At 68.5% G+C, this 25,407-nt stretch carries 18 protein-coding genes; 7 read left to right on the top strand and 11 right to left on the bottom strand.

The annotated features are described in order from the left end of the window. Positions 1 to 327: transposase domain-containing protein (locus K8556_RS27015; RefSeq protein WP_223742985.1), on the top strand; the 327-nt coding region annotated here is incomplete at its 5' end. A 377-nt stretch (positions 328 to 704) separates the two neighbouring features. On the opposite strand, the gene K8556_RS27020 is transcribed toward K8556_RS27015, so the two are convergent. The 7 genes from K8556_RS27020 to K8556_RS27050 form a co-directional block, all read right to left on the bottom strand. Next, positions 705 to 4,394: a tetratricopeptide repeat protein gene (locus K8556_RS27020; RefSeq protein WP_223742986.1), complete on the bottom strand. Its 3,690-nt coding sequence runs from the start codon at positions 4,392 to 4,394 to the stop codon at positions 705 to 707. A gap of 388 nt (positions 4,395 to 4,782) precedes the next feature. Next, positions 4,783 to 5,793 (bottom strand): MlaD family protein, encoded by a 1,011-nt coding sequence (locus K8556_RS27025; protein ID WP_223742987.1) that lies wholly within the window; start codon positions 5,791 to 5,793, stop codon positions 4,783 to 4,785. Beyond that, positions 5,786 to 6,529 (bottom strand): ATP-binding cassette domain-containing protein, encoded by a 744-nt coding sequence (locus tag K8556_RS27030; RefSeq protein WP_223742988.1) that lies wholly within the window; start codon positions 6,527 to 6,529, stop codon positions 5,786 to 5,788. The genes K8556_RS27025 and K8556_RS27030 overlap by 8 nt, the downstream gene beginning before the upstream one ends. Beyond that, complete coding sequence (locus K8556_RS27035) at positions 6,526 to 7,272, bottom strand: ABC transporter permease (RefSeq protein WP_223742989.1); 747 nt, start codon at positions 7,270 to 7,272, stop codon at positions 6,526 to 6,528. The genes K8556_RS27030 and K8556_RS27035 overlap by 4 nt, the downstream gene beginning before the upstream one ends. Beyond that, on the bottom strand, positions 7,269 to 8,048 hold the full coding sequence (locus K8556_RS27040; RefSeq protein ID WP_223742990.1) for an ABC transporter permease: 780 nt from the start codon (positions 8,046 to 8,048) through the stop codon (positions 7,269 to 7,271). Before K8556_RS27040 ends, K8556_RS27035 begins: the two co-directional genes overlap by 4 nt. Before the next feature lie 19 nt (positions 8,049 to 8,067). Beyond that, positions 8,068 to 8,766 (bottom strand): ABC transporter ATP-binding protein, encoded by a 699-nt coding sequence (locus K8556_RS27045; RefSeq protein WP_223742991.1) that lies wholly within the window; start codon positions 8,764 to 8,766, stop codon positions 8,068 to 8,070. A 9-nt stretch (positions 8,767 to 8,775) separates the two neighbouring features. Beyond that, positions 8,776 to 10,536, bottom strand: coding sequence for a putative metal-binding motif-containing protein (locus tag K8556_RS27050; protein WP_223742992.1), 1,761 nt, complete (start codon positions 10,534 to 10,536; stop codon positions 8,776 to 8,778). A gap of 330 nt (positions 10,537 to 10,866) precedes the next feature. Between K8556_RS27050 and K8556_RS27055 the strand changes: the two genes are divergently transcribed. The 3 genes from K8556_RS27055 to K8556_RS27065 are packed head-to-tail and all read left to right on the top strand — an operon-like array spanning position 10,867 to position 16,576. After that, positions 10,867 to 12,267 carry a TolC family protein gene (locus K8556_RS27055; RefSeq protein ID WP_223742993.1) on the top strand — a complete coding sequence of 467 codons (1,401 nt, stop codon included), beginning with the start codon at positions 10,867 to 10,869 and terminating at the stop codon, positions 12,265 to 12,267. Positions 12,268 to 12,272: 5 nt separating this feature from the next. Beyond that, entirely contained in the window at positions 12,273 to 13,460 is a 1,188-nt protein-coding gene (locus K8556_RS27060; protein WP_223742994.1) for an efflux RND transporter periplasmic adaptor subunit, read from the top strand. Continuing rightward, positions 13,457 to 16,576: an efflux RND transporter permease subunit gene (locus K8556_RS27065; RefSeq protein ID WP_223742995.1), complete on the top strand. Its 3,120-nt coding sequence runs from the start codon at positions 13,457 to 13,459 to the stop codon at positions 16,574 to 16,576. The genes K8556_RS27060 and K8556_RS27065 overlap by 4 nt, the downstream gene beginning before the upstream one ends. A gap of 22 nt (positions 16,577 to 16,598) precedes the next feature. Here the strand turns inward: K8556_RS27065 and K8556_RS27070 are convergent, their stop codons facing one another. Further along, a complete protein-coding gene (locus K8556_RS27070) occupies positions 16,599 to 18,359 on the bottom strand; it encodes a sensor histidine kinase (RefSeq protein ID WP_223742996.1) in 1,761 nt (586 codons plus the stop codon). 45 nt (positions 18,360 to 18,404) lie between these two features. Next, positions 18,405 to 19,430 carry a calcium/sodium antiporter gene (locus tag K8556_RS27075; RefSeq protein ID WP_223742997.1) on the bottom strand — a complete coding sequence of 342 codons (1,026 nt, stop codon included), beginning with the start codon at positions 19,428 to 19,430 and terminating at the stop codon, positions 18,405 to 18,407. Positions 19,431 to 19,544: 114 nt separating this feature from the next. On the opposite strand from K8556_RS27075, the gene K8556_RS27080 reads away from it, so the two are divergent. Further along, the gene (locus K8556_RS27080) at positions 19,545 to 21,371 is read left to right on the top strand and encodes a glycoside hydrolase family 15 protein (RefSeq protein WP_223742998.1); all 1,827 of its coding nucleotides are present in this window, start codon (positions 19,545 to 19,547) and stop codon (positions 21,369 to 21,371) included. Between the two features lie 134 nt (positions 21,372 to 21,505). Then, positions 21,506 to 21,964 carry a DUF2267 domain-containing protein gene (locus K8556_RS27085; RefSeq protein WP_223742999.1) on the top strand — a complete coding sequence of 153 codons (459 nt, stop codon included), beginning with the start codon at positions 21,506 to 21,508 and terminating at the stop codon, positions 21,962 to 21,964. A 56-nt stretch (positions 21,965 to 22,020) separates the two neighbouring features. Here K8556_RS27085 and K8556_RS27090 read toward each other — a convergent pair whose 3' ends face one another. Then, the gene (locus K8556_RS27090; RefSeq protein ID WP_223743000.1) at positions 22,021 to 23,544 is read right to left on the bottom strand and encodes an NAD(P)/FAD-dependent oxidoreductase; all 1,524 of its coding nucleotides are present in this window, start codon (positions 23,542 to 23,544) and stop codon (positions 22,021 to 22,023) included. Positions 23,545 to 23,715: 171 nt separating this feature from the next. Between K8556_RS27090 and K8556_RS27095 the strand changes: the two genes are divergently transcribed. Continuing rightward, positions 23,716 to 24,585: an alpha/beta fold hydrolase gene (locus tag K8556_RS27095; protein ID WP_223743001.1), complete on the top strand. Its 870-nt coding sequence runs from the start codon at positions 23,716 to 23,718 to the stop codon at positions 24,583 to 24,585. A gap of 7 nt (positions 24,586 to 24,592) precedes the next feature. Here the strand turns inward: K8556_RS27095 and K8556_RS27100 are convergent, their stop codons facing one another. Further along, the gene (locus K8556_RS27100; RefSeq protein ID WP_223743002.1) at positions 24,593 to 25,345 is read right to left on the bottom strand and encodes a hypothetical protein; all 753 of its coding nucleotides are present in this window, start codon (positions 25,343 to 25,345) and stop codon (positions 24,593 to 24,595) included. Positions 25,346 to 25,407 lie beyond the last annotated feature (62 nt).

Genomic DNA, 25,407 nt, shown 5'->3' on the forward strand with positions numbered 1-25,407 from the left:
CACCCAAGAACTGCCGCCGTGGCGGCCGGAAGCCGACAACATCCCGAAGAGGTGACGCACAATGAAACCCCCGTTGCGCTGGGCCGAAAGAATTTCCTCTTCGTCGGCCACGAGGCCGCGGGGGAAAACCTCGCCGGCCTCTATGCCCTCGTCGCCACCTGCGAGGCCAACCAGGTCAATCCCGAGGAGTACCTGGCTGACGTGCTGCTGCGCGTGCAGACACACCCCCACTCGCGCATCGGTGAGCTGCTACCCCACGAGTGGATGCGGCGACGCGCTGCCGACCCGCCCGAGTTGCTCAAGTCGCCCCTCCAGCTCAGTCGCTAAACAGCTCGCTCCTCGCGGCGCCCGCCGAGCACGGTTGTGGTCCGTCTTCAATCCTTCCAGCACGTCACTGGCCGGACGGATACATCGAATCGTGCTGGTTGAAGGTAAAGACGCGCATGCGGGCCATCGGCGCCCGCACGCATGTGGCCCTCCGCGAAGCGATGCGAGAGGCTCTGGCCACCGTGCGCCCGCAGGACGCAACGGCCTGGTTCGCCTACTGCGGCTACCCGCCTCAACCGTCGTGATCACCGTGGTAGGCGGAAGGAACCTGGGCGCTGGATCGTCAAAGGGCCTGCGAACGCTAGACGGTATGGCAACTGGCTTGTTCCAGCAGCACTCGAAGACTTCTACAGTCCCTTCACCATTCGAAACTCTCCTCAGACTGGCTTTGGCAGATTCATCCATTCAGGAACTATCCAAAAGCGCTCGCGAGCCAGTTCCATCCGCTGCGCAACTGTGAGGCCCTGCGGGTCGACAATGAGCCGATGCCTAGCCAGCCAACCAAGAACGAGATGCCCCTCGCCGTCGTCAAATGCTTGGGCCATCGTAAGCCACCAGTTTGAAATCAATCTTACCTCTGCCGATCCCTTACCCCTATGCAGAAGAGCAATCAACTCATCTGCCCTTCTCCAATCAACAATGCAATCAGCTCCTTGGGCACGACGAAGCGCCTCGTTAATTATCGCCCCAGGCTCACCTTCCGTAACACCTGGATTCAATAGTTTTTCCAGTGCGGGCAAATCAGCAAGACCTCCTGTTTCTCCGCGTCGAATCATGTAAGCCAAGTTCGCAGCGGAGTTTGTGTCGTCATGAGATTCGGATTTAAAGTGCTTTGCGGCAATGGCGAAGTCTCCAGGGCTGTTTTCTGCGCGACCGCGTGCGTAGTGTCCCATGGCAACAAGCGTGTTCATTCGATTTCGACGCTCTGCCTCCCGAAGCCAATGGTCGGCCTTCTCCTTGTCCCTGCTCTGTCCCAGTCCCAGTCTCAATCGAAACGCCAGTTCGCCAATCGCAGATGCATCGCCGGCGGAGGCAGCCTTGTCGAGCATGGAGAGCGCTTCCTCTTTTTCAATGTCAATCTTGCCATCGAGCGCCAGCGTGGCGAGTTGACTTTGAGCATATATGCTGCCTAAGCGAACTGCCTTACGAAGCCATCGTTCTCCAGTTTCTCGATTCTGAACGACATGATCCCCCTCAACAAAGCGTATGCCTAGATTGATCATGGCGGAGGTAAGGTTCTTTTTGGCCGCCATGGTTAGCCATCTTTGGCCCTCCTTTGAATCTCTTTGATAGCCGTTTCCAGTAAAAAGCCGATATGCATATGCCTCCATTGATGGAGGGTGGCCCTTTTGGGCAGCCTTAAAAAGCAGTTGTCGACCCTCGACCGTTGACTTTTTGAGGCCTCGCCCGTCCATCAGTCTGAGTGCTAGGTCAAGCATGGCTGGGGCATAGTTTTTCTGCGATGCCTCCCTAAGCAATCGCTCCCCCTCTACGGTGTTCTTTCCCAAGCCCTTTGAGTCTAGATATCGACTACCAAGATCGAGCATTGCGGACTTGTCGCCCTCTGCAATGGCTTTTTTATAAAGCAACAATCCAGCTTCGGGATTCTTGACCGAGAAGCCTGCTCCGTCGATATATCTTCTTCCAAGTTCAATCATTGCTGCGGTGTCGCCAGTGTCGACGGCCTTTTTATACCAGTTCTCGCCTTCCGATTCGGACTGAGGGAGGCCCTTGCCTTCCAAGAAACGCAATCCCAGGTCGAGCATGGCTGATACCTCTCCAGCATCTATTGCGCGCCTGATCCAGGCCTCACCCTCTGAGGAATTTTGTTCGATGCCCCGTCCGTCAATAAGGCGGTTTCCGAGAATTAGCATTGCGGACCTGTGGTTCGCATTTGCTGCCTCTCGAAGCAGCGCTTCACCTCTCGCCGCATCCTTAGGAAGAACCCTGCCATCAAGCAGGCGAATTCCTAGGCTCAGTTTTGCACCGTCGTCGCTTGTCGATGCCAAGCAAAGCAGTCGTTCTCCCTCTGAAGGGTTGCCAAGAGGGCCGTCGCCAGAGAGGTAGAATTCGCCGAGATAGAAGGCCGCAATAGGATTGGCGTGCTCGGCTTCATCCAACAGGAGTCGCTCTCCCTCTCTGAGTCTCTCCTCGTCATCCTGGTCTGACTCCATCAAATAAAATCCCAAAAATGTGGGAGCTACTGCGTCACCGAGCGAAATTGCTTTTCGAAGCCATTGCTCTCCTTCCTTGTATAGTTGATCGCCGTAATTATTCTCAGTGAGAAGCAGTTGTGCAAGCTCTCTGGCAGCAGCTTTGTGGTCCCCCTCGGCAGCCGCCCTGAGACTTCGGCGAAACCCTTCGGGAATGTTTTCTTCGTCTTTTGGTCGAAGTGTGTATATGTTAAACAAGAGGCTGTAATTTCCATCTTTTTCGAGGAGTTCTATTAGCTTGAGTGCGCTTTCGCGCTGAACAGGGTCCGCTGTTAGCGTCGGATCTGTCCAGTGTTTCAGGTAGGCTGCATGAAGCGATACGTCTGCATCTATTTCGCGAGCAAGCCATGTGCTTACTCGCAGCACCAAATGCCGCAAATCTTTCTTTCCGCATATGCTAAGAAAAACATGGGAGGCAAAGGCCCTGACAGAGAGTTTGATTTTCCCGTCGGCAAGTCCGTCAATTTGACTTGAGACCGTTGAGAGGATTTCGTGCAGACTGTTTCTTGAGACTGGAATTCCGGAGTCAGCAAGAAAGCCTTTTATTAGGTCAAGATCAACTGCGGACACGGGCTCGAGCACAGAGAGCAAAAGCATCGACTGGTAGAGAGGGTCGTCTTGCTCTGGCAAGTTTGGTGTGCGCCATTTCTGGACCTGTCGATTCAGTATTTCAGATGGTCCGAGAGATGGATCAACCTGCGTGTGGTCTCCTGCTGCCTTCCTGACTGCTTCAGCCAATGTCAGAATAAAGAGCGGGGCGCCTCTGCTGCTCTTTAGGGCAACTTCGTTCCAGCGCTGGTCAGTCACCTGCGTTAATTGTGCGACCTCTTGAAGAGTAAGCCCGGTTAGAATCCTCTCCGCAGGACGAAGGTGACTGCGGATGTCGGATGTTGACTTCTCATCGCGCGAGGTAAGCAGTACGGAAATTCCTGGCGGCAGGGTTTGGGGGAGAATTGACGTATCGCCAGAGGACAAGTTGAGTTCATCGAGTGAATCGATGATTATGTATGTTTCGCCGCGCTCTTCGGCTAGTCGCTCGAGGCACGTATATAGCGTTGCTCTTAGCACTTGGCGAAGTTCTGTGGACTCCGACTTGCGCGGTATGGGTTTTTGGGGGAGATCTCCGGGAGTCGTTGAGCTTCGAACGGTGTCTGCCTTGTCGCTCGTGTTGGCGATAAGGTTTGTGGCGGTTCGCGACAACTCCCAATCGCCAATTGTCAAGCTTGCGACGGGCTGCATTAGTAGGCTGTTGATTTGGAGTATTAATATTTCCACCAACTGGTAAATGCTGTTGGCTTGCTTTCCTGTGAAGTAGATTGCAAACGGGAGCCAAGGGCAGGCCTTGGCTGTCTCTTGGCTGTCGCTGCCAAACAAGCTTACTGTTGTTTGCAGGGACTCCGTGAGTTGTGCGGCCATCGCCGATTTGCCAAACCCCTCGGGCGCGGTGAGAAGTGTGTAGCCGCCGACTTGTGCTTGGCTTTTTAGATGAGTGACAGTGTCGGCAATTAAGGACTCGCGCCCTTTGAACTTGCGCAAATGGCTTTCTCTTTCGCTTCTGGCTATGCGCAAGGCATCGCTCTGTATTGTTGATGTTTTCAGCCTTGCCGTTATTAGGTTGGAGAGTCCATGTCGCAGCGGCGCTCTGTGTTTGTTAATTGAGACCAGGAGAGTTATGAGTGCTGCCTGGAAGTATGTCTCTGCGGATGTTGGATCGAAATGGGGCGCTTCATGAGATACGGCATTTCGCATATGCCTAACTAACAGTATTGCCGTTTTGGCGCGGTCGCCCAATGTTGCGGCGCTAGCGAGCGGAAGTTCGAGTTCCTGTTGCGTGAGTAACTGCAATTCCTTCATGACGGGAAATAGCGTGAATTTGCTTGGATTTGCATCATGAGTGGATGTGTATTTTTGTGGGTACGAGCGATGGAATACAGCCTTTAGGAAAGATTCGCAGCAATCCTTAATTGCGTCTGTCCCAGCGGATTCAATGCTTGATTGGTTTGTTTGGGTGAAGATTCGTTCAAACCTTCGTGGAAGATCTCCGAAAGTAGGGTCGCCGTTGCACGAACATAGTGTTCGATCTGCGAGGGTTAGTATGAGTCCGAAATTATTTAGTATTTCGCTCTGGCTGGGACTCTCTCTCAATGCGTGTGATACTCTCTTGAGAATGAGTTCTGAGTTTGAGGTGAATAGCATTTTCGTGTCTTTCTTTTTTGGGGGCGGCGATTCGGTTCTGGTTGCTTTAGTCTTTCCAGAGGATCTTCCAGGGGTGCTTTCTCAACTCGGTGACCAGCGTACGAAGCTCATCATAGAGCGCCGGGTCCTTGAGCAGCGCGCCGCCGGTTCCCTGGCCAGAGTCTAGCTGTCCGAGGATCCTGTCCGCCTTGGTGGCGATCTGCTCCAACTGTCCCGCCGCTGCCGTGAAGCGCTGGAGGGCCAGCTTCACCTGTTGGCCGTCCTCGGGTGTCAGCGGGCCTGTCACCGCCGCCAAGCCGTCCAGGGTCGTTCCCGCGGACTTCGTCAGGCCGGGGAGGTCCTTTCGCATCAGGGCCGCCACCGCGGAGGCGTCATCCAGGAGCCTCGCGCCCTTGCCTCCGGGCTGCATGGATTCCTTGGCCAATTGGGCCAGTTGACGCAGGTCCTTTGACGCCGCCGCCAGCTCCGTGGCCAGGACCTTCACGTCGCCTTTGTTCTCCGTGAGGACCTCGTCCAACGTCCTCGCCAACCTGGACACGTTGGCGGCCAGGCCCGTCACGGCCTCCGGGTCCTTCTCCAGCATGTCCGACAACAGCGTCACGAACTTGGAGAGCTGTTCCGACAGGAGGTCCAGACGCGGCGCATCCACGCCCCGGAGCGCTTCTTTCTCCGGCAGCGGCGCGTCCGCGTTGCCTGGGTTCAACTCCAGATAGGGTTCACCCAAGAGGCCCACCGTCCCCACCGTCACCCTGGCGTCCTGGCGCAGGGCGCTCCTCGCCGCAGGCTCCACGGACAGGTCCATACGGACGGGGAGGGGACGGCCCTTCGCGTCCCTTCGGTCCGCCAGGAGGTGGATGGTGTCCACCTTGCCCACCTGGACGCCTCCCAGCTTCACCGGGGCCCCCTGCACAACGTTGCCCGTGTGCGCGAAGTCCACCTCCAGCCTGGCGCCCTGGCCCAGCGTCAGCTCTCCCATCAACCAGAGCAACACCAGCACTCCCACCAGCGTCGCGAGCACCAGCGCCCCGACCTTCAACTCCAGCCGTTGCTCATCCATCCGTCGCGCCCTCCATGAACGGCGCTGTCAGCGTCCGCAGCTCCGGGGCAGGGGACTCCAGGAAGCCCTCCGGGCTCCCCAGGTACGCGCTGCGCCCCTTCGCCACCACCAACACCCGGTCCGCGATGCCTCTCAACTGCCGGTAGTCGTGCGACACCACCAGCGCCCCCAGGCCCTGCTCCTTCAACGACGCCAACACCGCCTCCACCTGCATCGCCGCCCTCCGGTCCAACCCCGTCGTCGGCTCGTCCAACAGCAGGTAGCGAGGCTTGAGCACCAGCGCCCTCGCGATGGCCGCCCGCTTCTTCGCCCCGGGCCCCAGCTCCGGTGGCAGCCGGTCCGCCCACTCCTTCAGGCCCACCTTCTCCAGCGCCGTCTCCACGGCTTCCTCCGGGGCGCTCGGATCCGCGAGGCGCACGTTCTCCCGCAGCGTCCTCCAGTCCAGCAGCGCGGGGCCCTGCACGAGGTACGGCGCCCGGCGGCGCAGCGTCACCAGCGCCCGCTCCGGCTGCGTGTCCACCCGCTCCCCGAACAGCGTCACCTTGCCGGCCTCCGGCTTCAGCAGCCCCACCGCCAGCCGGCACAGCACGCTCTTGCCGGAGCCGCTCGCTCCCGCGATGAAGGTCAGTTCCCTCGTGGAGACCTGCGCGCTCAAGCCGTCCAGGACGCGGCGGCCCGGCTCGAAGGCGATCGCCACGTCCTCGAAGAGCAGCGTGTCCGGACCGGTGTCATTCACAGGCGCACGAACTGGAACGCAAGCGACACCGTCAGGTCAATCAACAGACATCCCAGACTGGCCGCCACCACGCCCTGCGTCGTCGCTTCTCCCACCGCCTCCGCGCCACCCCGGGCGTTCAGCCCCGCCACCGCCGCCGCCAGCGGGATGTACAGCCCGCAGCCCACGACCTTCAGCCCTCCCACCAGCAGGTCCCACCCATCCACGTACCTCGCATCCATGAACGCCCGGCCGTCGATGTTCAACGCCACGCTCGCCACCCCCACCGCGGACGCCGTCGCCGCGATCGTCCCCAGCACGCTCAAGAGCGGCACCCCGACCAGGCCCGCCACCACCCGGGGCGCCACGAGGTCCGCGTACGGATCCCCCGCGGACATCTCCAGCGCCTCCACCTGCTCGTTCACGCTCATCGTGGCCAGCTCCGCGGAGTGGCTGGCCCCCGCTCGCGACGCCGTCAGCAAGGCCGACACCGCGGGGCCCAGCTCCCGGATGAGCATCTCGAAGTAGGCCGGGCCCAGCACCGCCACGTTGCCGATCAACTTCTTCGCCTGCGCGTTGGCGATCATCACCAGCACCGCGCCGAAGAAGGCCATGCCGGACGTCACCAGCCACACGCTGCGCCCGCCCAGTTCGTGCACCTGCGCCAGCGTTTCGCGCCACGAGATGCCCTCCCGCGCGCCCGCCCGCACCGTGCGCGCCAGCATCACCCCCGGCGCCCCGAAGAAGGTCAGCACCCGCTTCATGCCAGCCACCGGGACAGCAGCGTCGTCAGCACGAAGTCCAACAGGAAGATGGCCGCGCAGCCCAGCACGACCGCGCTCGCCGCGGCCTCGCCCACGGCGCGGGCGCCTCCCTTCGCCCGCAGGCCCACCGCCGTGGATACCAGCGAGATGGCCAGCCCGAACGCCCCCGTCTTCACCACGCCCCCCAGCAGGTCGGAGGGGCTCAGCATCTGCGCGAACGTCCCGAAGAACACCCGCACCGGCAGGTCCAGCGTCAGCTTCGCCGCCACCGCCTCGCAGAGGATGGACACCAGGAACGTGAACGTGCTCAGCGCGAGCATGCTCAGCTCCATCGCCACCACCCGGGGTGCCACCAGCAGCGCGAACGGATCCAGGCCAATGCCTCTCAGGCCTTCAATCTGTCCGCCCACCTTCAGCGTGGCCAGCTCCGCCGCGTTCCTCGCGCCGATGCGCGCCGACATGATCAGCCCCAGCAGCAGCGGGCCGAACTCCCACAGCACGCCGTAGCCCGCGGCCCACCCCAGGAAGGCCCGGGCCCCGAAGCGCTGGATGTAGAGCGCCGCCTGCACCACCACGATGACGCCCGCCAGCGCCGCCGTCGCCAATGCCAGGGGCAGCGACCCGTAGCCGAACTGCACCAGCCCCCGCGCCAGCTCGCGCCGCTCCAGCTTGCGCAGCCCCCAGGCCGTGCGGCCCGCGACCAGGGCCAGCGCCCCCACGCCGCCCACCGCCCGCATCGCCGAGCGTCCCAGCCACGACAGGGCGGCGGTGCTCACGGGTGAAGAAACCGCGGAGTCATGCGAGGGCCTCGTCCGGCGCGCGCTCGAGCTCCGGCGCCGGGGCCCCATCGTGCACCAGTCCGCCGCTTCGCAGGTACAGCCAGCGGGGCAGGGGAAGGTCCACCGGCGCTTCCGGCGCCGCCACCAGCAGCGTCCCCTGGCCCGCGACCTCCAGGAGCACCCTCGCCACCTGACGCGCCGTGCCGGGATCCAGCCCCGCGAACGGATCATCCGCCAGCAGCACCGCCGGCCTCGCCGCGATGGCCCTCGCGAGCCCCGCGCGCTTCTTCATGCCGCCGGACAGCCGCTCCGGCAGCGTGTCCGCCGCGTCCGCCAGCCCCACCGAGCGCAGCACCGCGTCCGTCCGCTCGCGGGCCTCGTCGTGCGGCACGCGACGGCGGAGCAGCGGCTGCATCACGTTCTGCCGCACCGTCAGCGAGTCGAAGAGCGCGTCCGTCTGGAACACGAAGCCGAACGACGCCTGCCGCGCACGCCGCTCTGGCGCCGAGAGCCCCGCGACGTCCTGCCCGTCCCAGGTCACCCGTCCGGAGGAGGGGCGCAGCAGCCCCGCGAAGGCCTTCAGCAGCGTCGTCTTGCCCGACCCCGAGCGCCCCAGCACCAGCGCCTGCGTGCCGGGCGGGAGGTGGCAGTCCGTGGGCTCCAGCACGGTCCGCGTGCCGTAGCGGAGGGTCAGGGCTTCGGCGCGCAGGTCCATGGTGGGCGCTCAGCGCGTCGTGACGAAGCTCGCCGCCGCGCCGCGGTCTCCCGTGGTGACGACGCCCGTGGGCGTCTTCCCGTCCAGCGACCGCAGCGCCCGGGCCGGGGCGCTCACGTCGGTGTAGACGACGCTCCAGTCGCTGCCGTTGAAGAAGAGGACGGAGCCTCCGTTGGCGCCCGCCTCGGTGGTCGCCACGTAGACCGCCGTCCTCCCAAAGGCCACGACGTCCTGGAGGCTGCGGGTCGAATAGGCCGCGGGCACGGGCTTCATCGCGCTCCATACGCCGTTGACCCGCTCGAGCGCCATTCCGTTGTCGCCCACGGCATAGGCGTAGCTCGCGTTCACGACGTGGACGCCTCGCAGCTCGCCCGTGAGCGCCGCGGGCAGCGCCTCCTCGCTCCAGGTGGAGCTCGCCACGTCGAACCGGAACGCGACGGGCGTGCTCGCGTTCCTGCTCCCCACGGCCAGGAGCGTGTCCAGGCGGCCCGCGGCGCTGATGGCGCGCAGGCTCGCGGCCACGGCGTTCGGCTGCGTCTGCTCCGGAGCGGCGGGTGGGGTCCACCGGAAGCTCCTGCCGCCCCCCGTCACGCCGTAGAGGGTCGGCGGTCCCGAGGGGTTCTCGATGCCGACCAGGCCGTTCATCACCTGGGGGACGTTGTGGGTCTCCGTCGTGCACTCGGTCGCGCTGGGGGTCACCCGCGCGAAGCGGCCGGCGGTGCCCTTGCCGCCCGCGAGGAACAGCTCCCCGGAGGCCGCGACCCACGCGGCCTTCCAGTCCCCGTCGCAGGGGATGAGCCGTGCCCCCGTGAAGTCCATCTGGGACAGGGCCAGCTTGCCGCCGTCCCCCGCGACCCAGAGGTTCGCCGTTCCATCCGTCGCGGTCGCCTTCCAGTTCGTTCCGTCCGTCACCACGGGCGTCCGCCAATCCAGGTTGCACGCCAGGCCATTGTCGGCCCCGCCGCTGCAATCGTTGTCGATGCGGTCGCAGACCTCCGTCAGGCCGGAGGCGCGGAAGCGGGAGCTCTCGTCACAGTCGGAGGACTGGGGGCTCGCGCCCTCGGGAATGGGGCCGCACCTCCCGCGCACCTCCGTGCCGGCCTTTCCGTCCCCGTCCGTGTCCACGTAGTAGACGGGCGGCGTGGCGGTGCTGGTGCAGGCGACGGCGCCCGCACCGTCGCAGGCCTTCACGCCCTGGCAGTCGAGCGCGTCGACGCACGTCCCGCCCACGTCGAACGACTCGTCCTTCACGCCATCGCAGTTGTCGTCCTGGCCATCGCAGCGGAACTCCGCCTGATCCGGGTGGACGTTCAGGTCCCGGTCGTTGCAGTCGCCCGCGCGGGAAGCGGTCAGCGCGGGCCCCTCGCAGGCCACCCTGCGGGGCGGCAAAAGCCCGTTGCCGTAGCCGTCGCCATCATCGTCCGCGTACCAGGGCGTGGGGCCCTTGCGGGCGGGGTCGGTGTCGTCGCAGTCCGTGCCCTGGTCCTCCCTGCGCACGAAGCCGTCGCCGTCCGCGTCCATGGCGCCCAGCAGCAGCTCCACCGGCGTGATGCCGTCCTTCGCGAGGCTCGCGGCGGCCTCCGCGGTCGCCACCTGGGCGCCCTCGCAGGACTGCTCGTACGCGCGGGCCAGGAGCGTCACCTCGTGGCTCCAGCCGGCCTGCCGGAACACCGCCACGGACAGCGTCCCCGGAGGCGCACCGGCGGACACGTTCACGGTCTTCGTGACATGCCGGGAAACCTCCGTCTGATCCGTGACCGTCAGGGTCACGCACCCCGGCCGAAATCCTTCGTAATGAAGCTTCACGCTCAGGGCCGCGGACTTGAGCCCATCACCCTTGGAGCACCCCGCGAGGACGCTCGCGAGCACAGCGACCAGGAATAAACGCATCGGACACGCATTCTGGGGCGCGCCCGCACCCCGAGTAGGGCGATGTCGCCACCCGTCGACATTTCAACCCGACAGCCTTCTTCCCCGACCCTTAGTCCGCCGCGCGAGGCATCGTCCAGACACGCTCCGCTCATCAGCCCCGGGATGACGGCTTCCGTGTATAGGGGCCGCTGACCTTTCAACACTGGCCCGCTCCACCGCACCTGCCTTATGCCCACCGTCCGCCGTGCCCTCCTCGCCGCGCCCCTGGGTGCCTGCCTCTGCGCGCTGGCCCCGGACGCCTCCGCCCAGACGCCGCCAGCCCCGTCTCCCGCGCCCGCCACCGAGTCCCCCGCCAGCGCCTTCCCCAAGCCGCCGAAGCCGGACGCGTCGGCCGCGCCGCTGACCCTGGAGCGTGCCGTGGAGCTGGCCTCGCGGCAGAACGAGGCCGTGCTCGCGGCGGGGCAGTCCGCCGAGGCCGCCCAGGCCCGCGTCGCCCGCGCCCGCGCCTTCTTCCTGCCCACCCTCACGGCGACCGGCACCTACACGCGGCGCCTGCGCGAGTCCACGCGCGAGGTCGGCGGACAGACCGTCGTGCTCCAGAAGTTCAACGCCCTGGGCGCGGTCTTCTCCGGCCGGGTCGCCCTGCTCGACGCGCGCGGCTTCCCGCTCTACAAGGCCGCGAAGCTGGAGAGTGAAGCGTCCAAGCTGGACGCCGTGGAGACGCGCCGCCAGGTGGCCTTCAGCGCCGCCAACGCCTTCCTCGTCACCCTGGCCAACCAGCAGGTGTACCAGGCCGCCGAGCAGCGCCTGGCCTACGCGAAGCAGAGCCTGGCGGACGCGCAGGCCCGCGCCAGCGCCGGGCTCGCCAGCACCAACGACGTCACCCGAGCGGAGCTGGAGCTGGCCACGGCCGAGTCCAACCTCGCCGCCGCCCTGGGCACCGCGGAGACGAGCCGCCTGGAGCTGGGCTACCTGCTCGTGGAGCCCGTGGACGGGGAGCTCGCGCCGCCGGAGCCGCTGCTCGCGGACGCCGCGCGGCCCACGCCGCCCCTGGATCTGCTCACCCAGGGGGCCACGGACCGGCGGCCGGACATCCTCTCCGCCCGGCTGCGCGTGCGCTCGCTGCGGGAGAGCGCGAAGGAGCCGCTCGCGCGCCTGCTGCCGTCACTGGGGGCGAGCGCCCAATACCGCCTCACCAACGAGGCGGGCCTCAACGGCAACGTCGGTGACGGCTTCCTCGCCCTGGACCTCACCTGGACCCTCTTCGACGGCGGCGCCCGCTACGCCGACCGCGACGAGCGCGTGGCCATCGCCAACGTGGCGGAGCTGAACACCCAGGCCGCGACGCGCCGCGTGCCGGTGGACATCGAGCAGGCGAGGGTGAACCTGGAGACGGCACGGGCCGCGCTGGCGCAGAGCGAGCAGGCGGCGAAGGCGGCGCGGAAGAACGCCGCGGAAACAGGCATCCTCTACCGCCAGGGCCTGTCCACCGCGCTCACCCTGGCGGACGCGTCGCTCAGCCTCTTCGAGGCGGAGGTGGCGCTCGCCCAGAACCGCTACGGGCTGGGCGTGGCGCTGTTGGGCCTGCGGGCCGCTGTCGGACTGAATCCATTGGGGAAGGAACCGTGAAGGCAATGCAACGCACTGGAGTGCTGGCCCTGTCGCTGGCCGTGCTGGCCCTGGCCCCTGGCTGCAAGAAGGACGCGCCCGCGCAAGGCGGCAAGGGCGCGGGGCGGGGCCCCACCCAGTTCCCCGTGGAGGTCGCGCCCGTGGAGGCGCGCGACGTGGAGTACGCCGTCAGCGCCGTGGGCGCGGTGGAGGCCTTCGAGAGCGTGCAGATCACCGCGCGCGTCCCGGGCGCCCTGGAGCGGGTGTCCTTCGCGGAGGGCCAGACGGTGAAGAAGGGCGACACGCTCGCGGAGATCGAACCCGCGCGCTACGCCATCGCCGTGCGCGCCGCGGAGGCCGCGCTGCAGAAGGCCCAGGCCGCGCTGGTGGAGGCCAGGGCCGGCGCCCAGCGCCGCGCGGAGGTCAACGCGCAGAGCCCGGGCCTCCTGCCCGCGGAGCAACTGGAGACGTACCAGGCCCGCGCCGCCACCGCCCAGGCGGACGTGGCGGCCGCGAAGGCGGCCCTGGATCAGGCGCAGCTCAACCAGCGCGACGCCTACGTGCGCGCCCCCATGGACGGCGTCCTCCAGACGCGCACCGTGCAGACGGGCCAGTACGTGCAGCCGGGCGTGGTGCTGGCCACGCTGCTGCGCCGCGAGCCGCTGCTCCTGCGCTTCAACGTGCCCGCGGCGGACGTGACGCGCATCCAGCCGGGGATGCCCGCGCGCTTCACGGTGCGCTCGGACGGCGGTTCGTACGAGGCGAAGATCACCTACGTGTCCGCGAGCGCGGACACGCAGAGCCGCATGGTGGCGGTGACCGCGGAGGTGACGGGCGAGGCCGCCCGGAAGCTGCGCCCGGGCGCCTTCGCCACGGTGAGCGTGCCGGTGGAGTCGCGCGGGGACAGCCCGGTGATTCCCCAGACGGCCATCCGCCCCAGCGAGCGCGGCTTCCTGGCGTTCGTGGTGACGGACAACAAGGCCCGCGAGCGCATCCTGGAGCTGGGGCTGCGCACGCCGGACGGGCGGGTGGAGGTGAAGGAGGGGCTCAAGCCCGGTGAGACGCTGGTGGTGCGCGGCGCGGAGGCCCTGCGCGACGGCGTGGCCGTGCGCGTGGAGGAGGCCCGCCCGAAGCCGAAGGTGGGCGGCGAGCAGCCCCCGGCCGAGCCGCGCAGCGACGCGAACACCAAGGCGGGCGCGGGGGGCCGGCCATGAGCATCACCGACGTCTGCATCAAGAAGCCGGTGTTCGCCTGGATGATCATGGCGGCGACCATCATCTTCGGACTGGTGGCGGCCCAGCGCATCGGCATCAGCCAGTTCCCGGACGTGGACTTCCCCACCATCAACATCTCCGTGTCGTGGGAGGGCGCCAACCCGGAGGCGGTGGAGTCGGACGTCGTCGAGTTCATCGAGGAGGCCGTGACGCAGGTGGAGGGCGTCAAGAGCATCACGTCCTCCGCGCGTCAGGGCAGCGCCAACATCACGGTGGAGCTGGACCTGTCGCGCAACGTGGACCTGGCGCTGCAGGACGTGCAGACCAAGGTGAGCCAGGCCCAGCGCCGGCTGCCGCTGGACATCGATCCGCCCGTCGTCTCCAAGTCCAACCCGGAGGACCAGCCCATCATGTGGCTGGGCGTGGCCGGGCCCTTCTCCCAGCAGGTGGTGAGCGACTTCGCCCGCTACCGCGTGAAGGAGCGCCTGCAGACGGTGCCCGGCGTGGGCGAGGTCATCCTGGGCGGCCTCCTGGAGCGCAACGTGCGCATCTGGGTGGACGCGCAGAAGCTGGACGCGCACGGGCTCACCGTGACGGACGTCATCGCCGCGCTCCAGCGCGAGCACGTGGAGCTGCCCGCCGGCCGCATCGAGACGCAGGGCCGCGAGGTCAACGTGCGCTTCATGGGCGAGGCGCTGGACCTGGAGACCCTGGCGAACGTGGCGGTGCGCGAGGAGAACGGGCGCACGGTGTACCTGCACGACGTGGCCATCGTGGAGGACGGCTTCGAGGACGAGCGCCGCCTGGCGCGCGTGAACGGCGAGCCCGCCCAGGCCATGGGCATCAAGAAGCAGCGCGGCGCGAACGCGGTGGCGGTGGCCCAGGCGGTGCGCGAGCAACTGGCGCAGCTCCAGAAGGAGCTGCCGGAGGGCATGAGCGCGAGCATCAACTTCGACTCGACGCAGTTCATCGAGGAGAGCGTGCACGAGATTGAGTTCGAGCTGCTGCTCGCGTGCATCCTCACCGCGTTCGTCTGCTGGGTGTTCCTGGGGTCCTTGTCCAGCACGCTCAACGTGGTGCTCGCCATCCCCATGTCGCTCTTGGGGACGGTGGCGGTCATCTACTTCCTGGGCTTCACGCTCAACACGTTCACGCTGCTGGGTCTGGCCCTGGCGGTGGGCATCGTGGTGGACGACGCCATCATGGTGCTGGAGAACATCTTCCGGCACGCGGAGGAGAGCAAGGACCGGGTGAGCGCCGCGCGCGAGGGCACGGCGGAGATCACCTTCGCGGCCCTGGCGGCGACGCTGGCGGTGGTGGCCATCTTCCTGCCCGTCGTCTTCATGAAGGGCATCATCGGCCGGTTCTTCCTCCAGTTCGGCGTCACGCTGTGCGTGGCGGTGCTGCTGTCCTACGTGGAGGCCATCACCCTGGCGCCCGCGAGATGCGCGCAGTTGCTCAAGACGTCACGCGAGCACCGCAGCCGGGTGGGCGTGGTGGTGGACAAGGCCTTCTCCAAGCTGGAGGCGCTCTACGCGCGGGCGCTGGGCTGGGGGCTGGTGCGGCCCTGGCGCGTGCTGCTGGTGGCGGTGGCCATGCTGTTCCTGAGCGCGTTCGCGTTCAAGGCGCTGCCGGGCGAGTTCGTCCCGTCGCAGGACCAGGGGCGCATGTCCGTGCGCCTGCAGACGGCGGTGGGCAGCAGCCTGGAGGAGACCAACCGCCTGTTCAAGCGCGCGGAGGCGTTCGTCGCCAGCCGTCCGGAGGTGACCCGCGTGTTCGTGGTGGTGGGCGGCGGCGGCAGCGGCTCCGCCGTGAACTCCGGCAACATGAACCTGACGCTGGTGCCGGCGGACCAGCGCATGACGCAGGCGGAGTTCGCGCAGGTGCTGCGCAAGGAGCTGAACAGCTACCCGGGCCTGCGCGCGGTGGTGCAGGACCTGTCCCAGGCGGGCTTCACCGCGCAGCGCGGCTTCCCGGTGGAGTTCAGCGTGCGCGGGTCGGACTGGGACAAGCTGGTGGAGGCGAGCCAGTCCCTGCGCGAGCAGCTCCAGGCGTCCGGCAAGGTGGTGGACCTGGACACGGACTACCAGTTGGGTCAGCCGGAGCTGCGCATCACCCCGGACCGCGCTCGCGCGGCGGACCTGGGCGTGCCCATCCAGGCGGTGGCGTCCACGGTGAACGCGCTGGTGGGCGGCGTGCGCGTGGGCAAGTACAGCAGCGGCGGGCGGCGCATCGACGTGCGCATGCGGCTGCTCGCGAACCAGCGCTCGCGGCCGGAGGACCTGTCGCTCTTGAAGGTCCGCACGGCGAACAACGCGCTGGTGCCGCTGTCTTCGCTGGTGACGCAGGAGGAGCTGCCCGCGCTGCAGGCCATCACCCGCCGCGACCGTGAGCGCGCCATCAGCCTCTTCGCCAACGTGGCGCCGGGGTCGAACCAGGAGGAGGCGCTGGCCACGGTGGAGTCGCTGGGCAAGGACCTGCCCGGCGGCATCCGCGTGGTGGCGGGCGGCGCGAGCGTGGCGTTCCGCGACTCGATGAGCAGCCTCATCTTCGCGCTCTTCCTGGGCATCGCCGTCGCGTACATGGTGCTGGGCGCGCAGTTCAATTCGTTCCTGCACCCGGTGACGGTGCTGACCATCCTCCCCCTGTCGGTGGCGGGCGCGTCGTTCGCGCTGCTCGTCACGGGGAACACGCTGAACATCTTCAGCATGATCGGCCTGCTGCTGCTCATGGGCATCGTGAAGAAGAACTCCATCATCCTGGTGGACTACGCGCTCCAGCAGCGCGAACTGGGCGCGGACGCGATGCAGGCCATGCTGCGCGCGGGCCCGGTGCGCCTGCGGCCCATCCTGATGACGTCCACCGCGACGATGATGTCCGCGGTGCCGGCGGCGCTGGCGCTGGGCGCGGGCAGCGAGACGCGCGCCCCCATGTCCATCGCGGTGCTGGGCGGCCTGTCCGTGTCCACCGTCTTGAGCCTGCTCGTGGTGCCCGCGTTCTACGTCGTCGCGGACCGCATCAAGACGCGGCTGGGCGACCGGCTGCGCAGGGGGAAGGGCGGGGACGACGACGCGCAGGCCGTCCACGACGCGCCCCGGCCGGTGCCGCACGGGTAGCCAGCCCGGGTCGCGGCCCCCGCTACGTGGCGGCGCCGCCGGGCGGGTGACGGGGGAGGCTGACGAGGAAGGTGGTCCCCCGGCCGCGCCCCTCGCTGCGCGCCTCGATGGTGCCGCCGTGGGCCTCCACGATGGCACGGCAGATGTAGAGCCCCAGCCCCAACCCCCGGATGCTCCGGGCCTCCACCGCGCGCGAGTAGGGCGCGAACACCTCCTGGAGCTCCTGGGGCTGCAGCCCGATGCCCTGGTCCACGACGCGCAAGTCCACCGTGTCCGCGGTCTGGCTCAACGCCACCGTCACCGTCCCGCCCTCCGGGCTGTACTTGATGCCGTTGCCCACCAGGTTGGTGAGCACCTGCCCGACGCGGTCCGGATCAATCTCCGCCCCCAGGTGCTCCGGCCCCTCGTACACGAGCACATGGCCGGCCGCCCCCTCCTGCTGTTCCTCCAGGACGTCGCGCACCACCTTCGCCACGTCGCTGGGCTGCCGGAACAGGGTGAAGTGGCCTGTCTGCAGCCGGGACACGTCCAGCAGGTCCGACACCAGCCGCTCGATGCCCGCCGTCTGCCGGCCCAGCCGCGCGAGCATCCGCTCCCGGGCCTCCGGCGTCTGCCGCGAGGGGGAGCCCAGCAGTTGGGTGGCCAGCGTGAGCGGCGTGATGAGGTTCTTCAGGTCATGGGCGACGGCGGAGATGAACCGCTCCCGCCGCTCGCGCTCCGACTTCAGCTCCGCCGCCATGTGGTTGAAGGCGTGGGTGAGCTCGTCCAGCTCGTCCCCGGTGCCCAGGCGCGACGGCGGGATGGGCGTCCATTCCCCCCGCCCAAGGGCCCGGGCGTGCTCCACCAGCCGGGATGCCCGCCCGCTGAGGTAGGCGGCCAGCGTGTACGCCCCCGCGAGCACCAGCAGCGCGATGGCGGTGAAGGCCGCGAGCTGGAGCCGGCGCACGCCGGCCAGCTCCTCGAAGGCCTCCTGCGTGCCCCACGTGACGCCGACGAGCCAGCCCTGCCGTGGGGTGGGGACGAGCGCGGCGATCCGCGAGTCCTTCAGGAAGATGCCCTGGAAGTCCGTCGTGAGGACCGGCGTCCCGGCGGAGAGGGCCTCCTGGATGCGCGGCATGCCGGAGAGGTCCCGCTCCGGCCAGGAGGACTCCAGGCGCCCCGTGTGGAGGACGAGCCGGCCGAGCGAGTCCGTGACGAACAGGGCCTGACCGGGGCGCAGCTCGATGTCGAGCATCCGCTGGGAGACCCGGTCCAGGCGCAGGCTGACGGTGACCACGCCCACCAGCTTGCGGGTCGCGTCGAGGATGGGCGCGGCGGCGATCACCGTGGGCTGCTTCGTGCGCCGGCCGACGATGAGCGGGGAGACGCCTGCCTCCTTGGTCTGGAGGACGTGCTGGAAGTAGGGGCGGTCCAGGATGCCCTCCGCTGTCTCCGGCCAGGGCATGGCGGAGGTGATGGGCTGGCCGGAGACGTCGAACACGGCCACGTTGAGCAGGTCCTCGCGCAGGCGCACCAGGTCCGCCAGGGAGCGCCGGAACTCGCCCGCGCGCAGGTCCTGCCCTGCCGCCCCCACGGCGAGCGTCTCCGCCAGGCGCATGGCGTCACCCAGCGACGCGTCGATGAGCAGCCCGGCCATGGTCGCCGTCTGCCCCATGCTGTTGAGCAGTGAGGCCCGGCGCATCTCATACCCTTCCTCGATGCCCAACAGCAGCAGTCCCAGCAGCGGCACCAGGACCAGACAGACACCCAACGTCAGTTTGGCGCGCAGGCGGATGCGGAGCATCCATTGCAGGTACCCACCGGCCGTGGTCCCGCCAACCGCCCGGCGTCAGGGGAGGGCCGCCGGGGCGGCGAGCCCCAGCCAGAGCTGCCAGCCCATGAAGGCCAGGTACAGCACGAACAGCAGCAGGCCCTCGGGCCGGGTGATGGTCCAGTCGAAGGTGATGGACAGCGGGAAGAGCAGCAGGGTGAAGCCCAGCACCGCCAGCAGGATGACGGTCCCGCCCGGCGGCAGCGGCACGGTGCGGATGAGCGCCGCGGTGCCCAGGATGAAGAGCAGGTTGAAGATGTTGGAGCCCACGATGTTGCCCAGGGCCATGTCCGACTGGCCACGGCGCACGGCCATGAGGCTGGTGACGAGCTCCGGCAGCGTGGTGGCCACGGACACGACGGTGAGCCCCACCAGTTGCTGGGACAGGCCCAGCGACAGGGCCGCCCCCACCGCGCCCTCCTCGCCCAGGTTGCCCCCGAACCCCAGCAGCGCCAGCCCGCCCAGCACCATCACCGTCGCCAGCGGCCAGGACATCAAGGGTTCGCGCCGCGCCGCCTCCGAGACCTCCTCCGCGAGCGGCGCCCCCACGCGCACGGGCTGCCTCGCCGCGCGCAGCAGCATCCCGACGAAGCCCGCGAAGCCGCACAGCAGCACCGCTCCATCCATGCGCGTCAGCCCCAGCGGTCCCTTCTGGCCCAGGGCGCCTGGCAGCCAGCACAGCGCCAGCAGCAGGCACACGGTGCCCAGGAGCACGGGCAGCTCTCGCCGCAGGAGCGACGATTGCACCTTCACCGGGCGCACCATCGCGGACAGGCCCAGCACCAGCCCGACGTTGGTGAGCGACGAGCCCGTCATGTTGCCGAACGTCAGGGCCGTTGCCCCGCTGGACGCCGCGGCCACGTTGAGCGCCAGCTCCGGCGCGGACGTGCCGAAGGCCACCAGCGTGAGCCCGACGGTGAGGGGCGGAACGCCGTGGCGCTCGGCGAGCGCCACCGCCCCCCTGACGAGCAGGTCTCCTCCCAGCAGCAGCAGCACCACGCCCGCGGCGAAGAGGCCCAGCGATTCGGTGATTCCCGGGGTCATCGCCCCCCTCATAGTCCAACCGGCGTCCGGCGCGGAGCGCATCCGTGGCCGCCGGGGGGCGCTCCCGCTCCGGGGCGCGTCCTCCGGGGATGTCCATCTTCCCATCGGACGACCATGGCCCTGCGCATCGAGGACTACGCACTGGTAGGTGACACCCAGGCCGTGGGGCTGGTGGGGCGGGACGGGTCGCTGGACTGGCTGTGCCTTCCGCGCTTCGACTCGGGGGCGTGCTTCGCGGCGCTCCTGGGGACGCCGGAGCACGGGCGCTGGTTGATCGCTCCCGTGAATGGGGGCGCTGTCCGGTCGTGCCGCCGCTACCGCGAGGGGACGCTCGTCCTGGAGACGACGTTCACCACGCCCGAGGGCACCGTGCGCCTCGTCGACTGCATGCCGCCGCGCGGGCGCACGCCGGACGTCGTCCGCCTGGTGGAGGGCGTGGAGGGGCGGGTGCCCATGCGCATGGAGCTCGTCCTGCGCTTCGACTCCGGCTCCGTGGTGCCCTGGGTCCGCAAGCGGCCGGGCGGAGGGCTGCTGGCGGTGGCGGGGCCCGACGCGGTGACGCTCGACACGCCCGTGGCGACGCGCGGCGAGGGGCTCACCACCGTGGCGGACTTCACCGTGGCGAAGGGGCAGCGCGTCCCCTTCGTGCTGACCTGGTTCCCGTCGCACGAGGAGCCGCCGCCGAGGCTCGACGCGGCCCGGGAGGTGGAGGACACCACCGCGTGGTGGCGCGAGTGGTCCGCCCGCTGCACCTATCAGGGGGAGTGGCGGGACGCGGTGCTGTCGTCGCTCATGGTGCTCAAGGCGCTGACGTACGCGCCCACGGGCGGCATCGTCGCGGCGGCGACAACGTCCCTGCCCGAGTGGCCCGGCGGGGTGCGCAACTGGGACTACCGCTACTGCTGGCTGCGGGACGCGACGTTCACGCTCCAGGCGCTCCTGCACGCCGGCTACCGGGACGAGGCCGCGGCCTGGCGGGACTGGCTGCTGCGCTCCGTGGCGGGCGACCCGTCGAAGCTGCAGATCATGTACGGCGTCGCCGGAGAGCGGCGGCTGACGGAGGCCGAGGCGCCCTGGCTGCCAGGCTACGAGGGCTCCGCTCCCGTGCGCCTGGGCAACGCCGCCGTCCACCAGTTGCAGTTGGACGTCCCCGGCGAGGTGATGGACGCCCTCCACCAGACGCGCCGGGGCGGCCTGGCGCCGGAGGACGTCGCGTGGTCGATGCAGCGGGCGCTGCTGCGGTTCCTCGAGGGGAACTGGGAGCGCCCCGACGAGGGGCTCTGGGAGGTGCGTGGCCACCGCCAGCACTTCACCTTCTCCAAGGTCATGGCGTGGGTGGCCTTCGACCGGGCGCTCAAGGGGGTGGCGTCCTTCGGCCTGGACGGACCGGTGGCGCGGTGGCGGCGCCTGTGTGATCGCATCCACGCGGAGGTCTGCGCCCGGGCCTGGGATGACCACCGGCGCGCCTTCACCCAGGCCTACGGCTCGCGGAAGCTGGACGCGAGCCTGCTGCTGATGCCGCAGGTGGGCTTCCTGCCGGTGACGGATCCGCGCATGCGCGACACCGTGGCGGCCATCGAGCGCGACCTGCTGCGCGACGGCTTCGTGCGGCGCTACGCGACGGACTCCGAGGACAGCGGGGATGGGCTGCCCGGGGGCGAGGGGGCCTTCCTGGCGTGCTCGTTCTGGCTGGCGGACTGCTACGTGCTCATGGGCCGCGAAGCGGACGCGCGCGCCCTGTTCGAGCGGTTGCTCGCGGTGCGCAACGACGTGGGGCTCTTGTCCGAGGAGTATGATCCGGTGGGCCGGCGGCTGCTCGGCAACGTGCCCCAGGCCTTCTCCCACGTGGGGCTCATCAACACGGCGCTGAACCTCACGCCCGGCCAGCCCACCCCCGCGCTCGAGCGCCCCAGCGAGCCCACGGGCCCGTCCTGCCGGTGACGGGGAGTCGCAGCGGTGGCCCGCCCGCCCGCGCGCCCCTGGCGCCGGTGGACGATGCAGGCGCGCTGGCACATGCGCAGCCTCTTCGGAACCACGGCCCCGTCCCGGGGCCCTGAACCTTCGGAGACGCTGCCATGGCCTCGACTGTTCCTCCCGACACCCACGCCGTGCCCGTCAAGGAGCGCGACGAGTCGCTCGAGCTCCAGCCGTTCCTGGACGAGATCCAGGGCGACGCCGTCATGCACACCCAGGGCCTGGAGGCCCGGGAGGCGGCGAGCGCGGTGTTCTGCTCGCTCGCCCGGCGGCTGTCGGACGGGGAGGACGTGAAGCTCTACCGCGCGCTGCCCGGAGGCATCGGCGCCATCCTGGGGGCCTGCTCGGTGCACCGGGGTCCGTCGCGCGCCAAGCGGATCGGCCGCGACGAGTTCATCACCGACGTGGCGGACCACCTGAACATCAAGCCGGACCAGGCCTTCCGCGTCGTCACCGCGGTGTTCACCGCCGTGCGCGACCGCATCCCGGAAGAGGAGGTCGCCGCCGTGGCGTCGCAGTTGCCCGCGGACCTGGGCGACCTGTTCCGAAGGCCCGTCTGACCGTCGGACAGGTTTCAGGAGCGCGAGGCGAGCAGCCTCCGTGAAGCCGCGTGCGCTCAGCCGCGGGCCGACCCCGGGAGCAGCGCCTGTCCCGGGGCGGCGCTTCCGGGACGCTTGAACTCCATGGCTTCGTCGTCCACGCGGCCGTAGCGCATCATCACCAGGTCGCGCACGTAGTTCTGGTACAGGCGCCACGGGGCGCGCGTGCCCTGGCGGGGCAGGGCGTCCAGCGCGCGCTGCACGTAGCCGGAGCTGAAGTCGAGCACCGGCTCCGGCGTCATCGCAGGCCCCGTCAAGCGGGGCACGCATTGCGTGTAGCCATGCTGCTTCATGTGGTTGAGCAGGCGGCAGGTGTACTCGGCCACCAGGTCGCACTTCAGGGTCCACGACGCGTTGGTGTACCCGAAGGCCGCGACCAGGTTGGGCACGTCGCTGAACATCATCCCCTTGTAGGCGAGCGTCCGCGACACCTGGACAGGCTCGCCGTCCACGGTCAGCGCCAGGCCGCTGAGGATCTTCACGTTCAGCCCCGTGGCCGTGACGATGAGGTCCGCGTCCAGGTGCGCGCCCGAGCGCAGCTTGAGGCCCGTCTCGGTGAAGGACTCGATGTGGTCCGTCACCACGGAGGCGCGCCCCTCGCGGATGGCGCGGAAGAGGTCGCCGTCCGGGGCGACGCACAGCCGCTCGTCCCACGGGTTGTAGCGGGGCGCGAAGTGCGTATCCACGTCGTACGCCTTGCCGAGCGCGCGCCGCACGCCCAGGCGCAGGAGCCACTTGAACAGCCGCGGCCGGCTGCGCGCGAGGCGATAGAGGAGCATGCCGCGCACGACGTTCTTCCAACGCGCGACCGCGTAGGCCGCGCGCCCGGGGAGCACGGCCCTCAGCGCCCGGGCGACGCCGTCCTCGGCCGGCTGGTCCGCGATGTACGTGGGCGAGCGCTGCAACATGGTGACGTGCGCGGCGCGCCCGGCCATCGCGGGGACCAGCGTCACCGCCGTCGCGCCACTGCCGATGACGACCACGCGCTTGCCGCCGTAGTCCAGGTCCTCCGGCCAGTGCTGCGGGTGCACGACGCGGCCCCGGAAGCGCTCGGTGCCGGGCCACGTGGGCGTGTAGCCGCTCGCGTAGTCGTAGTAGCCGGTGCAGGCGTAGAGGAAGCCGCACGTCATGCGGACGGGTGCGCGCTCGGGGCCCACCTCCACGTCCACGGTCCAGCGCGCGTGCTCGGAGGACCACTCCGCGCGCGTCACGCGGTGGTGGTAGCGGATCCGCTGGTCGATGCCGTACTCCGCCGCGGTCTCCTCGATGTACGCCTTGATGGACGGCCCATCCGCGATGGCCTTGCCCCCCAGCCACGGCCGGAACCGGTAGCCCAGCGTGTACATGTCCGAGTCCGAGCGGATGCCCGGGTAGCGGAACAAATCCCACGTGCCGCCCATGGCCCCGCGCCCCTCCAGGATGGCGTAGCTCAGGGTGGGGCAGCGCGTCTGCAGATGGTACGCGGCGCCGATGCCCGACAGGCCCGCGCCGATGATCAACACGTCGACGTGCGAGGACGGCTCGGCGGAGGACAGGGGCATCACGTGACTCCTCTGGGTCCAGAAAGGTCCCCAGCCTATGCGCCTGCTGCACGGAGGTCGCAGGGGAGATGCGGGCCAGCACCCGCGCCGGTCCCCACAAGGCACGTCCTTGCCCGGTACGGAGGTACATGCTAGCCGATAGGTTTTCAGGCGAAGCAGCTCCCGAGGGCCATGGCACGCTCGACTCCGCATCGCATCCGCTGCGCCGATGGCTTCGAGCTGCACGCCACGCTGCACACCCCCGAAGGGCCTGTCCGAGGCGCGGTGCTGGTGCATCCCGCGACGGCCATGCCCGCGAACATGTATTTCGCGTTCGCCGCGCGGCTGACGGACGACGGCTTCGCGGTGGTGACCTACAACTACCGGGGCGTGCACCCCTCGGGCGTGGCGAAGCGGACGCGCGCCGGGTTCCTCACCTGGGCGGATGAGGACGTGGGCGCGGTGACGGACTGGGCGGCGGAGCGCTACCCGGGGCTGCCGCTGCTGGCCGTGGGACACAGCTTCGGCGGCCACGCCATTGGGCTGAGCGCGAGCAGCCAGCGGCTCACCGCGGCGGTGATGGTGGCGACCCAGGCCGGGAGCCTGCGGTTCATCCGGTGCCTGCGGGAGCGGCTGCTGGTGAGGATGTACCTCAAGCTCATCGGGCCGCTGTGCGCGCGGTTCCTGGGCTACATGCCCTATGCACGGCTGGGGCTTGGGGAGGACGTCCCCGCCCGGGCCGCCCTGGAGTGGAGCCGCTGGGCGTCGCTGCCCCGCTTCTACTTCGATGATCCGGGCGTGGACGCCGCGGCCCGCTTCCGGCGGCTGAGCATGCCGGTGCTGTCCATTGGCCTGGACGACGACGCCTGGGGGCCGCCCGAATCCATCGACCTGGTGTGCGAGCACCTCACCGGCTGCGCCGTGGAGCGCCGGCAGTTCTCGCCCGCGGACAGCGCCGGCCAGGGCATCTGCCACCTGGGCTTCTTCCGCGAGCACCACGCCGCCACGCTCTGGCCCACGGTGGTGGAGTGGCTGCGCCGTCACGCCCCGGCGCGCGGCTGAGCGCCGCTCAGGGAGCGGACGCGCCCGCCGCGTCGTCGCCCATCTCATCCTCGCCGTCGGACATCAGTTCGTCCTCGTCGTTCAGGTGGATGCGGTAGGCGATGGGCGCGTGGTCGATCATCGTCCACTGGTTGTAGCCGGGGAACGGGGGCATGGCGTCGATGCGGCTGATGTCCTCGGACTTCCACAGGTAGTCGAGGATCTGGGTCCGGAACCCGCCCGTCTCCGAGACCTTTCCGAAGGTGGCCTGGAGCCGGGGGTGGACCGGCTCCCAGTCGTAGAGGTCCGCGATCTCGTCCTCCAGGCTCTGGGAGTCGCCGGGCTGCGCCTTGTCGAGGCGGGTCCAGGGGAAGTTCATGTCGCCGATGAGCACCGCGGGGTTGGGCTCCGTGTGCAGCTCGGTGATGTCGCCGAAGATCTCCTCGGGGGCCTTGTCGGAGTTCGCGATGATGTGGACGCCCCCCACGGTGAGGTCCCGCAGCCGCACGCGCACCATGGGCCGGCGCTGGCTGACGCCGACGATCTCGATCTCCGGGTTCAGCTCCTCCTGCCACATGACGATGAAGGAGCACGGGCTGGCGTTGTCGTTCCGGTCTCCCGCGGCGATGTAGCGCGCCCGGTAGCCGCCGGCCGAGCCGAGGTACTCGGCCAGCGCGCCTCCTCCCTGCGACACCTCCGACAGGAAGATGAGCGAGGGCAGGGCCTGGTGGGCGTTGGCGGTCGCGATGATCCACTGGAGGATCTGCTGGCAGCACCACATGCAGCGGGCCTGGGGTTCCAGGTTTCGGGACCGCAGACCGCTGGCCCGCTGCGTATTCCAGT

The organism is Corallococcus sp. AS-1-12, from assembly GCF_020036995.1.
GTDB lineage: Bacteria > Myxococcota > Myxococcia > Myxococcales > Myxococcaceae > Corallococcus.

Excerpts from the sequence above, each read along its gene's own strand:
- K8556_RS27020 (WP_223742986.1), bottom strand. The coding sequence starts at position 4,394 with ATGAAGGAATTGCAGTTACTCACGCAACAGGAACTCGAACTTCCGCTC.
- K8556_RS27025 (WP_223742987.1), bottom strand. The coding sequence starts at position 5,793 with ATGGATGAGCAACGGCTGGAGTTGAAGGTCGGGGCGCTGGTGCTCGCG.
- K8556_RS27035 (WP_223742989.1), bottom strand. The coding sequence starts at position 7,272 with ATGAAGCGGGTGCTGACCTTCTTCGGGGCGCCGGGGGTGATGCTGGCG.
- K8556_RS27045 (WP_223742991.1), bottom strand. The coding sequence starts at position 8,766 with ATGGACCTGCGCGCCGAAGCCCTGACCCTCCGCTACGGCACGCGGACC.
- K8556_RS27055 (WP_223742993.1), top strand. The coding sequence starts at position 10,867 with ATGCCCACCGTCCGCCGTGCCCTCCTCGCCGCGCCCCTGGGTGCCTGC.
- K8556_RS27060 (WP_223742994.1), top strand. The coding sequence starts at position 12,273 with ATGCAACGCACTGGAGTGCTGGCCCTGTCGCTGGCCGTGCTGGCCCTG.
- K8556_RS27065 (WP_223742995.1), top strand. The coding sequence starts at position 13,457 with ATGAGCATCACCGACGTCTGCATCAAGAAGCCGGTGTTCGCCTGGATG.
- K8556_RS27070 (WP_223742996.1), bottom strand. The coding sequence starts at position 18,359 with ATGCTCCGCATCCGCCTGCGCGCCAAACTGACGTTGGGTGTCTGTCTG.
- K8556_RS27075 (WP_223742997.1), bottom strand. The coding sequence starts at position 19,430 with ATGACCCCGGGAATCACCGAATCGCTGGGCCTCTTCGCCGCGGGCGTG.
- K8556_RS27080 (WP_223742998.1), top strand. The coding sequence starts at position 19,545 with ATGGCCCTGCGCATCGAGGACTACGCACTGGTAGGTGACACCCAGGCC.
- K8556_RS27085 (WP_223742999.1), top strand. The coding sequence starts at position 21,506 with ATGGCCTCGACTGTTCCTCCCGACACCCACGCCGTGCCCGTCAAGGAG.
- K8556_RS27090 (WP_223743000.1), bottom strand. The coding sequence starts at position 23,544 with ATGCCCCTGTCCTCCGCCGAGCCGTCCTCGCACGTCGACGTGTTGATC.
- K8556_RS27095 (WP_223743001.1), top strand. The coding sequence starts at position 23,716 with ATGGCACGCTCGACTCCGCATCGCATCCGCTGCGCCGATGGCTTCGAG.
- K8556_RS27100 (WP_223743002.1), bottom strand. The coding sequence starts at position 25,345 with ATGTGGTGCTGCCAGCAGATCCTCCAGTGGATCATCGCGACCGCCAAC.